This window comes from Clostridium sp. DFI.5.61 (assembly GCF_024462915.1).
In the GTDB taxonomy this organism is placed as follows: domain Bacteria; phylum Bacillota; class Clostridia; order Oscillospirales; family Oscillospiraceae; genus Lawsonibacter; species Lawsonibacter asaccharolyticus.
The window spans coordinates 1-15,485 of record NZ_JANGBZ010000023.1; the positions used below are offsets into that span (position 1 = coordinate 1).

14 protein-coding genes are annotated in these 15,485 nt (G+C 63.2%); 11 read left to right on the forward strand and 3 right to left on the reverse strand.

Annotation, left to right across the window (positions count from 1 at the left end; genetic code table 11):
* The first annotated feature begins 301 nt into the window (after positions 1-301).
* From clpB to NE584_RS11570, 3 genes are all read left to right on the forward strand, one after another.
* On the forward strand, positions 302-2,932 hold the full coding sequence (gene clpB / locus NE584_RS11560) for an ATP-dependent chaperone ClpB (RefSeq protein WP_050623588.1): 2,631 nt from the start codon (positions 302-304) through the stop codon (positions 2,930-2,932).
* Between the two features lie 177 nt (positions 2,933-3,109).
* A complete protein-coding gene (locus NE584_RS11565; RefSeq protein ID WP_170116220.1) occupies positions 3,110-4,522 on the forward strand; it encodes a copper amine oxidase N-terminal domain-containing protein in 1,413 nt (470 codons plus the stop codon).
* 201 nt (positions 4,523-4,723) lie between these two features.
* On the forward strand, positions 4,724-6,973 hold the full coding sequence (locus NE584_RS11570; RefSeq protein ID WP_170116219.1) for an S-layer homology domain-containing protein: 2,250 nt from the start codon (positions 4,724-4,726) through the stop codon (positions 6,971-6,973).
* 51 nt (positions 6,974-7,024) lie between these two features.
* Here NE584_RS11570 and NE584_RS11575 read toward each other — a convergent pair whose 3' ends face one another.
* The gene (locus NE584_RS11575; RefSeq protein WP_108980639.1) at positions 7,025-7,441 is read right to left on the reverse strand and encodes an RNHCP domain-containing protein; all 417 of its coding nucleotides are present in this window, start codon (positions 7,439-7,441) and stop codon (positions 7,025-7,027) included.
* Positions 7,442-8,050: 609 nt separating this feature from the next.
* Entirely contained in the window at positions 8,051-8,767 is a 717-nt protein-coding gene (locus NE584_RS11580) for a hypothetical protein (RefSeq protein WP_108980638.1), read from the reverse strand.
* A 251-nt stretch (positions 8,768-9,018) separates the two neighbouring features.
* Here NE584_RS11580 and NE584_RS11585 point away from each other — a divergent pair, with 251 nt between their 5' ends.
* From NE584_RS11585 to NE584_RS11605, 5 genes are all read left to right on the forward strand, one after another.
* Complete coding sequence (locus NE584_RS11585) at positions 9,019-9,882, forward strand: class I SAM-dependent methyltransferase (protein WP_108980637.1); 864 nt, start codon at positions 9,019-9,021, stop codon at positions 9,880-9,882.
* 110 nt (positions 9,883-9,992) lie between these two features.
* Positions 9,993-10,865, forward strand: coding sequence for an energy-coupling factor transporter ATPase (locus NE584_RS11590; RefSeq protein WP_050623582.1), 873 nt, complete (start codon positions 9,993-9,995; stop codon positions 10,863-10,865).
* Entirely contained in the window at positions 10,862-11,122 is a 261-nt protein-coding gene (locus tag NE584_RS11595) for a hypothetical protein (protein WP_050623581.1), read from the forward strand. The genes NE584_RS11590 and NE584_RS11595 overlap by 4 nt, the downstream gene beginning before the upstream one ends.
* A 69-nt stretch (positions 11,123-11,191) precedes the next feature.
* Positions 11,192-12,058: an energy-coupling factor transporter ATPase gene (locus NE584_RS11600; RefSeq protein ID WP_050623580.1), complete on the forward strand. Its 867-nt coding sequence runs from the start codon at positions 11,192-11,194 to the stop codon at positions 12,056-12,058.
* Positions 12,059-12,868: an energy-coupling factor transporter transmembrane protein EcfT gene (locus NE584_RS11605; RefSeq protein WP_108980636.1), complete on the forward strand. Its 810-nt coding sequence runs from the start codon at positions 12,059-12,061 to the stop codon at positions 12,866-12,868.
* Between the two features lie 4 nt (positions 12,869-12,872).
* On the opposite strand, the gene NE584_RS11610 is transcribed toward NE584_RS11605, so the two are convergent.
* A complete protein-coding gene (locus tag NE584_RS11610) occupies positions 12,873-13,142 on the reverse strand; it encodes a hypothetical protein (protein WP_050623578.1) in 270 nt (89 codons plus the stop codon).
* 91 nt (positions 13,143-13,233) lie between these two features.
* Here NE584_RS11610 and NE584_RS11615 point away from each other — a divergent pair, with 91 nt between their 5' ends.
* The 3 genes from NE584_RS11615 to NE584_RS11625 are packed head-to-tail and all read left to right on the forward strand — an operon-like array spanning position 13,234 to position 15,472.
* Positions 13,234-13,455: a helix-turn-helix domain-containing protein gene (locus tag NE584_RS11615; protein WP_050623577.1), complete on the forward strand. Its 222-nt coding sequence runs from the start codon at positions 13,234-13,236 to the stop codon at positions 13,453-13,455.
* Positions 13,456-13,498: 43 nt separating this feature from the next.
* Positions 13,499-14,251 carry a tRNA pseudouridine(38-40) synthase TruA gene (truA, locus tag NE584_RS11620; RefSeq protein WP_108980635.1) on the forward strand — a complete coding sequence of 251 codons (753 nt, stop codon included), beginning with the start codon at positions 13,499-13,501 and terminating at the stop codon, positions 14,249-14,251.
* A gap of 42 nt (positions 14,252-14,293) precedes the next feature.
* A complete protein-coding gene (locus tag NE584_RS11625; RefSeq protein ID WP_108980634.1) occupies positions 14,294-15,472 on the forward strand; it encodes a DUF5711 family protein in 1,179 nt (392 codons plus the stop codon).
* Positions 15,473-15,485 lie beyond the last annotated feature (13 nt).

Consider the following 15,485-nt stretch of genomic DNA (forward strand, 5'->3'; position numbering starts at 1 on the left):
GCCGGGACAGACCACCAGCGCCCCCTGAAACTGGGGCGTCAGAGTGTAGAGGGGCCCCCCCCCCCCCCCCCCCCCCCCCCGGCCCCCCCCCCCCCCCCTGACTCTTTTCCAAATCGCGTTTCTTCCCAAACTCAATTTTCAGTTTGTGTGCCCCTGTAGGACGCAGCACACAAAAGTATGGAAACTTGAAAAAAGACTTGCAAATCTTGTCCAATGGCTCTATACTAATTTTAGCAGTTAAGTTTATTGAGTGCTAAAGTTTAAGAATCAATATAGATCGGATCTAGGAGGTGTTCCTTTTATGAATATGAATCAATTTACCCAGAAATCGCTGGCCGCCATTCAGGGCGCCCAAGACATCGCCCTGGAGTACGGGCACCAGCAGATCGAGCAGGCCCATCTGCTCATGGCGCTGGTCCAGGACGGCGAGGGGCTGATCCCCCAGCTGCTCACCAATATGGGCCTGACCCTCCCCAGCTTCCAGGCCGCCGTCCAGCACGAGGTGGAGAAGCTGCCCCGGGTCTCCGGTGGAGGCCGGGAGGCGGACAAGGTCTATGTGGCTCAGGACGTGGACCGTGCCCTGAAATCCGCCGAGTCCGCCGCGGCGTCCATGAAGGATGAGTATATCTCTGTGGAGCACATCCTGCTGGGCCTGCTGGACAGTGCCAACAGCGCCCTGAAGGAGCTGTTCCGCACCTACAACGTCACCCGGGAAAAAGTGATGCAGGCCCTGACCTCTGTCCGGGGCAACCAGCGGGTCACCAGTGACAACCCTGAGGAGACCTATGACGCCCTGAAGAAGTACGGCACCGACTTGGTGGAGCGGGCCCGCCAGAACAAGCTGGACCCGGTCATCGGCCGGGACGACGAGATCCGCAATGTCATCCGCATCCTCTCCCGCAAGAGCAAAAACAATCCCGTCCTTATCGGGGAGCCCGGCGTGGGTAAGACCGCCATTGCCGAGGGACTGGCCCAGCGGATCGTGAAGGGAGACGTGCCCAACAGTTTGAAGGACAAGACCATCTTCTCCCTGGATATGGGCAGCCTCATCGCCGGGGCCAAGTACCGGGGCGAGTTTGAGGAGCGGCTGAAGGCCGTCCTCAACGAGGTGAAGAAGTCCGAGGGGCGTATCATCCTCTTTATCGACGAGCTGCACACCATCGTAGGGGCGGGCAAGACGGAGGGCTCCATGGATGCGGGCAATCTCCTCAAGCCCATGCTGGCTCGGGGAGAGCTGCACTGTATCGGCGCCACGACCCTCAACGAGTACCGGCAGTATATTGAAAAGGACGCCGCTCTGGAGCGCCGCTTCCAGCCTGTCATGGTGAATGAGCCCACGGTGGAGGATGCCATCGCCATCCTCCGCGGCCTGAAGGAGCGGTACGAGGTCTATCACGGCGTCAAGATCACCGACGGGGCCATCATCGCCGCCGCCACTCTCTCCAACCGCTATATCACTGACCGCTTCCTCCCCGACAAGGCTATCGATCTGGTGGATGAGGCCTGCGCCATGATCCGCACCGAGATCGACTCCATGCCCACCGAGCTGGACGTCATCCAGCGGAAGATCATCCAGCACGAGATCGAGGAGGCCGCTCTGAAAAAAGAGACAGATAAGCTGTCCCAGGAGCATCTGTCGGAGATCCAGAAGGAGCTCTCCGACATGCGGGATGAGTTCAACGCCAAGAAAGCCCAGTGGGAGAACGAGAAGAATGCCATTGGCAAGGTCCAGAAGCTCAGGGAGGAGCTGGAGGAGGCCAACGCCCAGCTGGAGAAGGCCCAGCGGGAGTACGACCTGGAGCGGGCCGCCCAGCTCCAGTACGGCCGCATCCCCGAGCTGAAAAAGGCCCTGGAGGCGGAGGAGCAGATCGCCAATGAGGGGCGGCAGCGTTCCCTGCTGCGGGACAAGGTCACCGAGGAGGAGATCGCCCGCATCATCGAGCGGTGGACCGGAATCCCCGTCTCCCGGCTCATGGAGGGGGAGCGTGAGAAGCTGCTTCACCTGGAGGACATCCTCCACCAGCGGGTGGTGGGCCAGGACGAGGCGGTACGCCTGGTGTCCGAGGCCATCCTCCGCAGCCGGGCCGGCATCGCTGACCCCAACAAGCCCATTGGCTCCTTCCTGTTCCTGGGCCCCACCGGCGTTGGTAAGACCGAACTGGCCAAGACCTTGGCTGAGGCCCTGTTCGACAGCGAGAAGAACCTGGTTCGCATCGACATGAGCGAGTATATGGAGAAATTCTCCGTGTCCCGGCTCATCGGGGCTCCTCCCGGATATGTGGGCTATGAGGAAGGCGGCCAGCTCACTGAAGCGGTGCGGCGGAAACCCTACTCCGTTATCCTCTTTGATGAGGTGGAAAAGGCCCACCCGGACGTATTCAATATATTACTTCAAGTATTGGACGACGGCCGTATTACAGATAGTCAAGGCCGCACCGTGGATTTCAAGAACACTATCATCATTCTTACCTCCAACCTGGGCAGCCAGTTCCTGCTGGACGGCATCGACAGCCGGGGGGAGATCAGCCAGGAGGCCCGGGAGCAGGTCAGCGATCTGCTCAAGCGGTCCTTCCGCCCGGAGTTTCTCAACCGGCTGGATGAGATCGTGTTTTACAAGCCCCTGACAAAGGACAACGTGACCCATATCATCGATCTGATGGCCGCCGACCTGAACCGCCGGCTGGAGGACAAACAGCTCACCGTGGTCCTCACCCCCGCGGCCAAGGAGGAGATCATTGCCAGCGCCTACGACCCCATCTACGGCGCCCGGCCCCTGCGCCGCTATCTCCAGCATACGGTGGAGACCCTTATCAGCAAGAAGATCATTGCCGACCAGGTGGAGCCCGGCTCCCGCATCACCGTGGACTGCCGGGATGGACAGCTCACCGTGGACAGCCGGGAGGTGCTCACCGGCGAGGTCATCGACGCCTGATTCCTCCCCTATTCCTCCTTTTTTCGGCGCGGACCTGCGGGCCCGCGCCGGATTTTTTCTTCCTTCTCCCTCTCGCTCCTTGTCTTTTCCCCCCGGATATGGTATATTGAGACCGGAAAAAAGCTCGGCTTTCGGGCCGCCTGGCGGCCCATGTCAATTTTAAGGAGTGGATCTGTCATGTTAAACCGCGCGTTCCGCACCGCCCTGTGCGCCGGCGCCCTGCTTCTGGCGCTCTGCCTGCCCGCCTCCGCGGCCCAGGAGGGGGATTTCTCCGTCCTGGTCAATGGGGAGGCCGTCACCTTTACCGACGCCGCCCCCCTGTTGAAGGACGGCCGTTCTTTCCTGCCCATGGTGGAGACCTTTGACGCCCTGGGCTTCGCCCAGGGGGATATCACCTGGGACGCCGCCACCCGCAGTGTCACCGCGGCCAAGGATGGCACCTCCATCACCCTGACCATCGACCAGAAGGAGCTCACTGTGACCCGTGGGCAGGAGGACGCCGCTGAGACGGACACCATCACCACCGATGCCGCTCCCTTCATCGACGCCGCCTCCTCCCGCACCTATGTCCCCGTGGGACTGGTGGCCGGTGCCCTGGGGTACAACGTAGGCTGGGATGCCCAGACTTCTACTGTCATCATCGACGACGTAGATGCCATCCTGGCCGCCAACTCCGAGACCTACGCCATGATGGAGCGGTATCTGGAGTACACCCAGGATCTGACCGGCGGCACCTGCAAGGTGGAGGGCAGTCTGGCAGTGGAGATGGAGCTCTCCTCCCTCATGACCGGCGGCATCCAGGGAGATTACTCCATGCTCCAGAGCGACAGCTCCGCCTTCCAGTTCAGCACAGAGCTGGATATGGAACTGTCCGCTCCTGATGCTGAGGTATCCGCCCAGATCGATCCCATCGACCTGGAACTGCGGGGCGACCTGGAGGAGGGCCTGTTCTACTTTTCCTCCGATGCACTGACCCAGATGTCCGATCCCAGCGTCACCGGCCTGTGGTTTAAGATGGATCTGAAGTCCATGATGGACCAGCTCTCCCTCCAGACCGGCCTGGACTACACCGACCTCCTGCTCATGGCCCGGGCCGCTCAGGACATGAGCTTTGCCGACTCTCTGGCCCTTATCCTGCGGGAGGTCCCCCTCACCTCCGCCTCCATGACCACTCGTGATCTCCTGGCTCTTTATAACAGCATGTTCTCCGACAGTGCCCTGGAGCAGAAGGGGACCACTTATATCTCCACCACCCAGGCGGAGGACATGGACATCACCTTTACTCTGTTCACCTCCGACTCCAAGGTCACCGGCTATTCCATGACCATGAAGGCGGACCAGGAGGGGGCCATTGTGTCCGTGGACGCCTCCATGAAGGGCAAAGAGCTGGCTATGACCATGGAGATGAGCACGCCCGCCGTCATCGACGAGGCCTCCGGCGTCTCCATTCCCGGCTTCACCTACACCGTGACGATGGACGGCACCTACTCCGCCTCCAGCACCCAGCCCCAGACCCAGCCCCCCGCCGGCGCCGACGTGGTGGACCTGATGGAGCAGCTGACCGTTGAGATGGATCCGGTCTCCGTCTGAGCCGCCCCCGGACCATCAGCCCCCGGCCCGCTCCCGTGTGACATCTCTCATACGGGAGCGGGCCTTTTTGACGCTGTTTTCCCCTTCCGCGGCGTATTTTTCAGCTCTGCCCCTTGGCCTGGCGCTTGTCTTTCCACCCCGGATATGATAGGATGGAGACAGGCTTCCGGGCCCGAAATCGTCTGTATTGGAGGCATCTCTATGAAGTGCGGCCGTCTTCTGCCACTCCTGCTCTCCCTCCTTCTGTCTGTCTCGCTGCTCGCTCCGGCGGCCCTGGCCCGGGAGACCGAGTTCTTCCCGGACTTCCCGGAGCCGGTCCCCGCCTCGGCCCAGGACTGGAGCCCCGCCGACCCCAGCAGCTTTGATGCGGCCCGGCAGGCACTTCTGACCGCCGTTCGGGGGGAGGATGCCTCAGAGCGCTCGGTCCTCTCTCTGCTGTCCAGGATGACGGACCGCTTCAACGAGCTGCTCACCGAGTACTACTTCTGCTCCCTGGACTATATGCGCTCCCCCACCTCCTGCACCCAGGAGTATGTCCGTTACAGCTCCGTCTGCGGTCAGGCGGAGAGCGACTACCTCTCCGCCGTCCAGGAGGTGCTGAACAGCGCCTACGGCTCCGTTCTGGCCGGGCTGCTGGGGGAGGGGCAGGCTCAGTCCCTCCTGTCCACCTCCCCCAATACGCGGGAGGAGCTGGCCCTGCTGGAGCGTGAGACTGCTCTGGTCAACGAATACTGGGAGGCGGTGGTCCAGGAGCCCTCTGTCCAGTCCGGCGGCAGGACCTGGACCCGTGCCCAGGCGGACGCCGCCTATCTGGTGGGCTCACTGGAGGAGGATGCCTATCTGACCCTGGTGGGGGAGCTGGCCGCCGGCCGCAATGGGGTCCTCGCCCCTATCTACCTGGAGCTGGTAAAGGTGCGCAATCAGTACGCCGCCTCCAAGGGCTATGATGACTATGTCCAGTACGCCTATCAGACTGTCTACGGCCGGGACTATACGCCGGAGGAGGCCGCCCTCCTCCATCGCGCGGTCAAGGCCCTTCTGCCCCGTCTGGAGTCCGAACTGCTGATCGCCCAGTCCCGCCTCAGCTCCCTGTCCCCCGTCCGGCTCTCCTCCCTGGAGGACATGACCCAGGAGGAGGTGCTGGACGCTGTGGAGCCCTATATGGATGCAGTCTCCAGCGAATACAGGGAACTGTACGGCTATATGCGGGACAACGGTCTCTACGATCTGGACATACTGGCCAGCTCCAGCACGCTGGGCGTCACTGTCAGCCTGCCCGCCTACCGCTCTGCCTATATCCTCAGCTCCGCCCAGGGCAGCTATCTGGACGTAAAGACCCTGATCCACGAGTTCGGCCACTTCGCCAACCACTGCCTGGCTGAGGATGAGCAGTTCTGCTACGACGTGGCCGAGACCCACTCTCAGGGGCTGGAGGCCCTGTACCTCACCTTTGCTGACAGCTTGGCGGGCCAGGCGGGCGGGGACGCCTACCGGGTGGCCATTCTCTCCGACCTGCTGGGGATGCTGTACTTCTGCATGTACGACGAGTTTGAGCAGGCGGTCTATCAGGCGGACGGCCTCACGGTGTCCGGGATGAACCGGCTCTACCGCTCTATCTCGGAGTCCTACGGCTTCCTCTACTCCATCGGCGGGGAGGAGGCCTATGACTGGGCCGCCAACTCCCAGCTGTTTGAACAGCCCTGCTACACCATCAGCTATGTGACTTCTGTTCTCAATTCCCTGGAGCTCCTTGTGGACTCCGCGGAGGACTTCGATGCCGCCGCCGACACCTATCTGGCCCTGGTGGCCCAGACAGACACAGCTGGCTACCGGGACGCCGTCGCTCAGGCGGGTCTCACAGACATGCTCCAGCCCGGTGCCGCTCAGGATGTCCTGGAGGCGGTGGAGCAGTATTTCTATCGGGAGATCTGCGGTCTGTCCTTTCCCGACCTGACCGGCCACTGGTCTGCCCGCTACGCCCTGACCTGCGCCTCCTCCGGCCTCTTTTCCGGGGATGAGGCCGGCAACTTCCGCCCGGACAGCGGTGTGACCTGGGCGGAGCTGCTCACCGTGCTCTGGCAGGTGGCCGGCGCCCCCCAGCTGTCCGGTCCCTGGGACGGGGCGTGGTATGCCGGCGGGGCCAACTTCGCCCTCTCCGCCGGGCTGGTCCGTGAGGATGAGCTCCTGCCCCAGCAGGACATGACCCGGGAGGACGTGGCCCTGGTCCTCTACCGCTTTGCCCTCACTCTGGGTGCCGAGGCCCTGACGGACACCGGGGCACTGATGGCCTATCCGGACGGCGGAGAGCTCTCCGGGGAGGGGGCTGCCGCCGTGGCCTGGGCCCTGGAGCAGGGCATCCTGGCCGGACAGCCAGACGGGCGGCTGGACCCCGAGGGGGCCGTCACCCGGGGGGAGCTGTCCGTCATGCTGGCCAACTTTCTCTACGCCTGATGAAAAAAGAGGACGCCGTGGGCTGAGCCCGCGGCGTCCTTCGCGTTTTCCTCAAATCGTTTCACCCATCAGCTCAGTCAGCTCCTCGATCCTCTCTAGCGGAAAGGGCGGGAGGCACAGGGGCTTCATGGCAATGGACATGAGCTTCATGGGGCTGTCGTCCGCCGCCACGCGGTTGGAACTCAGTGCGCCGCAGCGCCGGCAGCGGTGGATCACTGCCCATTCCCCGTTCTTCCTCACCCACACCGCCACCGCATCCATGACGCTGCCGCAGTCTGATGCCCGGTCTCCCGGTTCGTTGTCCAGGTGGAGGCTGGACAGGCAGTTGGGGCAGTGGTTCCGGTGGCCGCTCCCGGCCCCATCCGATACCACCAGGCGGCCGCACGCCTTGCAGGTGAAGCTGTCTGTACAGGGGTGGGTCTTATAATATCCTTTTTCGTATTTCTGTCTTTTATGTTCCCGATTCATGGTTTGGTCCCTCATCTCATCAAATATCATGACAGTGCCGGCACGGCCGGCCTGCACGTCTTCTGTTCAGGACAACAAAAAATGGATGGCCCCGCTGGTCCCGGGCCATCCGTTTTCCCATATTGCGGCAGCAGCCATCCCTCCGGCTGCTTAGGGGACCCTGCCGCCTGACAGGCGCGGCAAAGCTCCCCCTCCCTTCGGAGACAGCTTGATGATCGATCCGCAAAATAGGCACAGCAAGACGGCCCATCCCAGCAAAAGATGAGAACCAGGTCTTTCTTGTCCTGTTTTCAGCGGATCGCCGACATCAAGCCACCACCCTTTTCTTAAAATCGGTGACAGTATAGCACAGCCCTCCCCCTTTGTCAAATGAGGAGCGCAGAAAGCGGGCCGATCAGGGAATACGGCTCCCGCGGTCTGTTTTTTCCCACATGAGATCATTCAGTGACCGGGGCGGACAGGTGCAAATCTCAGACTCTCCCGTCCTATATTGATCGGCCCGGCGAAAAGACGCCCCCTCATCCGTCTCGGCATACGCCGCGCCACCTTCCCCCAGGGGAAGGCTGGAGGAGAGGGGTGTGCCGGGCGCAGCGTCACACGACAGAGAGCTCAGGGCTCCTCTTCCAGCGGAACCGGGGCGGGCACCTTGTCCGGGGCGGTGCTGTCATAGGCACGGGAGAGCTCCTCCAGAGCCACGTCCTGGTCGGAGAGCAGGGCGGACACCTGCTCCAGGCACTTTCCCGCCTTGTCCAGCTGATCGGCGGCGTGGGAGATAGTGGCCTCCACCTCGGTGCGCAGGGCGTCGTACTCCCGGCCCACCCGGGTCATCCACTGCTCCATCTGCTGGCGCAGATGCCGGGCCTGGCTGTTGGCCTGGTCCAGCACCCCCTGGGCCCTGCGGTGGGCCTCCAGCTCCACCCCGGCGGAGCGGTCCTTCACCGCGGCGTAGGCAGCCGCGTCCGGCTCCAGCCGGGCCACCTGCTCCCTCAGCGCCTCCGCCTCCCGGCGGCTCTCCTCCAGGGCCTGCTGCGTCTGTCGGGCGGTCTGCTCCCGCTCGCCCAGCTGGGTGCGGAGGGCGGCCAGTTCGCTTTGACTGCGCTGCACGCTGCGCAGCAGCTCTTCCTTCTCCCCCTCCAGGGCCCGCTTCTGCTCCTCCAGCGCCTGCTTCTGGGCGCAGAGCTCGTCCCGCTCCCCTTCGGCCCGGCCGATGCTCTGCTCCAGCTCCTGGCGCTTCTGGGCATTTTCCCGGGCCAGGGTCTCCAAATAATCCAGCACATCCTGCCGGTTAAAGCCGCCGAAGACGGCGTTTCTGAACTGATGGTCCATGGGGCACCTCGTTTTCTCCGTCCCCGGACGGGAGCGGATGGTTTTGTCTGACTTTGTCTGATTCTATCACAGGCGGAGGAAAAACACAACCCTGGCCCTCTGTTTTGGAAAAAAGCCACTCCTCTCCTCCCCTTTTCTCCACAAAAACGGGGGAATTTCCCCTCCCTTTTCATTGACGGAGGGGGAGGCGGATGATATACTATTATAGTTTTATTTTGAAATGATCTTATCCAGAGAGGTGTGTGCCTGTTATGTGGGTTTCCGACCGGTGGACGGACTATGAGCTCATCGACTGCGGCCGTGGGGAGAAGCTGGAGCGCTGGGGGGACCAGCTGCTGGTGCGGCCAGACCCCCAGGCCATCTGGAACACGCCCCGGACCCATCCGGGCTGGAAGCATCCCCACGGGCGGTATGCCCGCTCCTCCTCCGGCGGGGGGCAGTGGGAGAAGAAGGACATGCCGGAGCGCTGGACCATCCGCTACGGCAGCCTCACCTTCAACATCAAGCCCATGAATTTCAAGCACACCGGCCTCTTCCCGGAGCAGGCGGCCAACTGGGACTTTGCCCAAGAGCAGATCCGGCGGGCGGGACGGCCCATCCGGGTGCTCAATCTGTTCGCCTACACCGGCGGAGCCACGGTGGCCTGCGCCGCCGCCGGGGCCAGCGTGTGCCATGTGGACGCCGCCCGGGGCATGGTGTCCTGGGCCCGGGAGAATGCCAGGAGCTCTGGACTGGAGGACGCTCCTATCCGCTGGATCGTGGATGACTGCACCAAATTCGTGGAACGTGAGATCCGCCGGGGCCGGCAGTACGATGCCATTATCATGGACCCCCCCAGCTACGGACGGGGCCCCACCGGCGAGGTGTGGCGGCTGGAGGAGAACCTCTACCCCTTTGTGGAGCTGGTGCGGGGGGTGCTGTCCGACCAGCCCCTGTTTGTGATCCTCAACTCCTATACCACCGGTCTGGCCCCCAGCGTAGTCACCTATATCCTGGAGACCCTGCTCTCCCGGAAATTCGGCGGCCGCACCGACAGCCAGGAGCTGGGCCTCCCCGTCACCGAGAGCGGCCTGGTCCTCCCCTGCGGCGCCACCGGGCGCTGGAGCAGATCTTGACCAGTTAGGAGTTATGGGCGCGGCCGTTCACTGCCGCCCTCTCCAGCTCCCGAAAAAAAATTCTCAATTGCCAACTTCTCATTCCTGACTCAAAACAAGGGGTGTTTTGATTGAAAGACGCGATCATCCGCGCGGAAGCTCTCCGCTTCTCCTACACCTCCGCCGAGGGCGTCGCCCCCGTCGTGCTGGACGGGGTGGACCTGTCCATCCAGGAGGGTACTTTTGTGGCTGTTCTGGGCCACAACGGCAGCGGCAAATCCACCCTCGCCAAGCACATGAACGCCATCCTCCTGCCCAGCGGCGGCAAAGTGTATGTGGATGGCATCGACACTGTGGATGAGGACCGCCTGCTGGACATCCGGCGCACGGTGGGCATGGTGTTCCAGAACCCGGACAACCAGATCGTCGCCAATGTGGTGGAGGAGGATGTAGCCTTCGCACCGGAGAACCTGGGGGTCCCCCCCGCCGAGATCCGGGAGCGGGTGGACGACGCCCTGCGTGCGGTGGGGATGTATGAGTTCCGGGAGCACGCTCCCCATCTCCTCTCCGGCGGTCAGAAGCAGCGGGTGGCCATCGCCGGGGTCATCGCCATGCAGCCCCGGTGCATTGTGCTGGACGAGCCCACCGCCATGCTGGACCCCATCGGCCGCTCCGAGGTGCTGCGCACCATCCGGGATCTGAACCGGAAGAAGGGGGTCACCGTGGTCCTGATCACCCACCACATGGATGAGGCCGCCCAGGCCGACCGGCTGGTGGTCATGACCAAGGGCAGGGTCATTGCCGACGGCCCCCCGCGGCAGGTGTTCCAGGACGTGGAGGGCCTGCGCTCCGTGGGGCTCACTGTCCCTGACACCACTCAGCTGCTGTGGGAACTGCGGCAGGAGGGGCTGGACGTCCCCCTGGACGCCCTCAGCGACGAGGAGTGCGCCCAGGCTCTCTGTCAGCTGCTGAACGCTGCATCAAAGAAAGGAAGCCAGCCATGAACAGTACAGAGAGAAGCACCCGGGTCTTTGCGGGCATCGCCGCATTTCTGGTGGTCTTTTCTGCCCCCAGGCTGCTGCTGGAGATGTTTGATGACAGCTTTCCCACGGTACTGCTGGGACTGACCGCTCTGGCCGCCGCGTGGGCGGTCGTGTGTCTGGTCTCCCTCCGGCAGCGGGTCAAGCGGCTGGAGATGCAGGCCCGCCATCTCCAGGCCCAGCTGGATGATCTGGCAAAACAGACCGGCGTCCTGCCGTAACTGTGATATTTTCGGGCGCGACCCCGCGGGGCGTGCACCACTTCACTGAAAAAGGATGGAACACAACGGATGGAAGCAATTCTGGAGACCAAAAAGCTCTCCCACATTTACAGCGCCGGCACCCCCTTCGAGCGGGGGGCGCTGCTGGAAGTGGACTTCACCGCCTACGCCGGGGAATACCTGGGCATCATCGGCCACACCGGCTCGGGCAAGTCCACCCTGATCCAGCATCTCAACGGCCTGCTCAAGCCCACCTCCGGCCAGGTGCTCTTCCAGGGGGAGGACATCTGGGCGGATGCCAAGCGCACTCGTCAGACCCGGTTCCAGGTGGGGCTGGTGTTCCAATACCCGGAGTACCAGCTCTTTGAGGAGACCGTCTACAAGGACATCTCCTTCGGCCCGAAAAACATGGGGCTGGACGAGGGGGAGGTGGACCGCCGGGTGCGGGAGGCCGCCCGCTTCGTGGGACTGCGGGACGACCAGCTGGAAAAGTCCCCCTTTGAGCTCTCCGGCGGCCAGAAGCGGCGGGTGGCCATCGCGGGGGTCATCGCCATGGAGCCCAGGGTGCTCATTCTGGACGAGCCCACCGCCGGGCTGGACCCGGTGGGAGTGGAGTCCATCCTGGGCAACATCCGGGACTATCACCAGTCCAACAATGCCACCATCATCCTGGTCTCCCACTCCATGGAGGAGGTGGCCCGCACGGTGGACCGGCTGGTGGTGGTCAACGACGGCCGCATCCCCTTTCAGGGCCCGCCCCGGGAGGTGTTCCGCCACGGTGCGGAACTGGAGCGCATGGGGCTGGGCGTGCCCCAGATGACCCGGGTGTTCAGCCGTCTGCGGGCCATGGGCGTGGACATCGACGCCTCCGTCTACACCATCCCCCAGGCCAAGGAGACCATTCTGCGCAGGCTTCGGGAAAAGGGGGTGGAGTAAATGGCTTTGAAGGATATCACGCTGGGGCAGTACTTCCCCGGCAATTCCATCGTCCACCGCCTGGACCCCCGCACCAAGCTGATCGCGGTGGTGCTGTATATCGTGGCTCTGTTCCTGGCCAAGTCCTTTGTCACTTACGGCATCATGTTCCTGCTGCTGGCCGTGTCCATCGCCGTCTCCAAGGTGCCGGTGAAGTCCATTTTCCGGGGCATGAAGCCGGTGGTGTTCATCGTCATCTTCACCGCCATCCTCAACCTGTTCTACACGCCGGGGGACACGGTGCTGGTCCGCTTCTGGATCTTCACCATCACGCTGGAGGGCGTGTTCAACGCTTTCTTCATGGTGGTCCGCATCCTGATGCTCATTGCCGGCACCTTCCTGCTGACCTACACCACCTCCCCCATCCTGCTCACCGACGGGCTGGAGAACCTGCTGGGCCCGCTGAAAAAGATCCATGTGCCGGTCCATGAGCTGGCCATGATGATGTCCATCGCCCTGCGCTTCATCCCCCTGCTGATCGAGGAGACGGACAAGATCATGTCCGCCCAGCGGGCCAGGGGGGCGGATTTTGAGTCGGGCAACCTGATCCAGCGGGCCAAGGCGCTGGTCCCCCTGCTTGTCCCTCTGTTCATCTCCGCCTTCCGCCGGGCAGACGAGCTGGCCATCGCCATGGAGTGCCGCTGCTACCACGGCGGCGAGGGGCGCACCCGCCTGCGCCAGCTGAAATACCGGCACAATGACGCGGCCGTCATCCTGCTCTTCCTGGTCCTCACGGCGGGGGTGGGGGTGCTGGGCCGCTTCGGGCTGTGAGCCCTCACTCCTCCAGCATCAGCCCGGCGGCCAGCTCCCGCCGCAGCCCCAGCCCGAAGAGGTAGCAGGCGTCGAGCTGCTGGGCCATATAGTCGTTCAGCTTCTCCTCAAATTCGTTATAGAGGTCGTACCCCAGCCGGTCCGCCACCTGCCGGGCGATCTGGAGATATTCCCGCTCCGCCCTGACATAATCGGGGATGGAATTACAGAATGTATATAGTTCCTCTGGCAAGTTCGGATTGTCAGAAAACATTATTTTCAACATCTGCTCCATGATTTGCCCTCCCAAAAAATGCGTATAAAACGCGTTTATTAATCATATAATAAACGCGTTTTACGCGCATGTCAAGAGGAATGAGGTATTTATGGCAAAATTTTCAGAAAGACTTCGGGAATTGCGAAAAGAACGCGGCTTGAAGCAGCGGGAAATGGCTGAGATCTGCGGTTTGAAGCTGCGCGGTTATCAGCAGTACGAATATAACGAAAGCTACCCGGAAGTCCCGGGTCTGGTGGCCCTGGCGGACTTCTTCGGCGTCAGCCTGGACTATCTCATGGGCCGCAGCGACAAGCGGGAGATCAGCCGCTGACCGCCCCCGAAAAAGACAAGATCCGCCCCCCTTTGGTGATAAAATGGAACGAAACATTGCTTTAAAACTGATGTATGTGGGCACCGCCTACCACGGCTGGCAGGTCCAGAAAAACGCCGTCACCGTGGCCGAGACGCTGGAGCGGGCCCTGTCCACCGTGGTGTGCCACCCGGTCAAATGCACCGGCGCCGGGCGCACCGACGCCGGCGTCCACGCCCAGGTCTATGTGGCCAACTTCCGCACCACCTCCACCATCCCCTGCGACCGCCTGCCCCTGGCGGTCAACACCCGCCTGCCCGACGACATCGTGGTGGTCCGGGCCGTCCAGGTGCCCATGGAATTCAACGCCATCGGCTCCTGCCGGAAAAAGGAATACACCTACCGCATTTATAACTCCCGCCTGGGCAACGCTTTCTATGTGGACCGGGCCTGGTTCTACCCCAAGCATCTGGACGAGTCGGTGATGCAGCGGGCCGCCAGCCAGTTCGTGGGCACCCACGACTTTCGGGCGGTGCGCTCCGTGGGCACCGAGACCCGCACCACCGTGCGCACCGTCCACTACTTCCAGGTGGAGCGGAAGGGGGAGCTGATCGAGTGCCGGGTGTGCGCCGACGGCTTCCTCTACAACATGGTCCGGGCCATGGTGGGCACTGTGGTCTATGCCGCCGAGGGCAAGCTGGCCCCGGAGGACATCCCCGCCATCCTGGACTCGGGCAACCGCACCCTCGCCGGCCCCACCGTCCCACCCGGCGGGCTGTATATGACCAGGCTGTGGTATGACGAGGACGTTGTGTAAGGGGGCCTGGCGCCCCCTCCCGCCCCGGGGGAGAGAGGTAACATGAAGGATCAGACAACAAAGCAGGCATCCGCCTCCCAAAAACCGAATATTCTGGTCCGGCTGCTGGCTCTGCTGGTCACCGCCGCTTTGGCCCTGGGAGCCCTGACCCTGGTGGTCTACCGGGACCAGTTCAACCTGGACGCGGTGAAGCGCTGGCTCGCCCTGCGCTCTGTGGAGACCGACGCCTCCGGCGCCGCCGCCCCCTTCACCCACGCGGGCGGGGACAGCATCTCCTTCGCCTATCTGAAGGGGGGCATCCTTCAGTGCTCCGCCGCCGGCGCCCACTACTACTCCTTCTCCGGCGACCAGTACGCTGAGGAGGTCACCCCCCTCAGCCAGCCCGTCCTGTCCGCCTCCTCCTCCGCAGGCGTGGTCTATGACGCCGGCGGAGAGAGCCTGTTTCTCTTTCAGGACGGTCAGGAGGCCTTTTCCCTGGACGTGGACGGCACCCTCCTCTCCGCCCGGGTCAACGACAGCGGCTGGCTGGCTGTTACCGCCCAGCAGAGCGGCTATAAGGGCTCAGTCACGGTGTACAACGTCAACAGCACCAGCCGGAAGGAGATCATCCAGCTGAACTTTTCCAGCGTGTTCGTGGCCGACGCCGCTGTCTCTCCGGACAGCAAGACGGTGGCCGTGATCACCATCGGGCAGGAGAACGGCTCCTTTTTCAGTCAGCTCCTCCTCTATCCGGTGGACAGCAGTGAGCCCTCCGCCACCCTCTCCCTGGGCAACCTGGCGGTGCTGGACCTGGACTATGAGGCGGAGCAGCTGTGGGTTCTGGGGGAGGACCGCCTGCTCTCGGTGGCCGCCGACGGCTCCGATTATGAGACCTACTCCTTTGGCCGCAGCTACCTCAAGGGCTGCCACCTGGGCGGGGACGGCTTCGCAGTGCTCCTGCTGGGCCGCTACCAGGCCGGCGGCGCCGAGCAGGTGCTCACCATCGACCCCCAGTGCCAGCTCATCGCCCAGGCCCCCCTCCGGGGGCAGGTGCTCTCCTTCTCCGCCGCCGGGCGCTACCTGTCCCTGCTCACCGGCAGCGGCCTGGAGATCTACACCCGGGACATGTCCCTCTACCGCGCCCTGGAGGACACCCAGGACGCCCGCTTCACCGCCCTCTCCCCCAACGGCAGCGCCCTGCTGGCCGACAGCCAGCAGGCCTGGCTCTATATCCCCTCCTGAGTTCCCTTTTCTC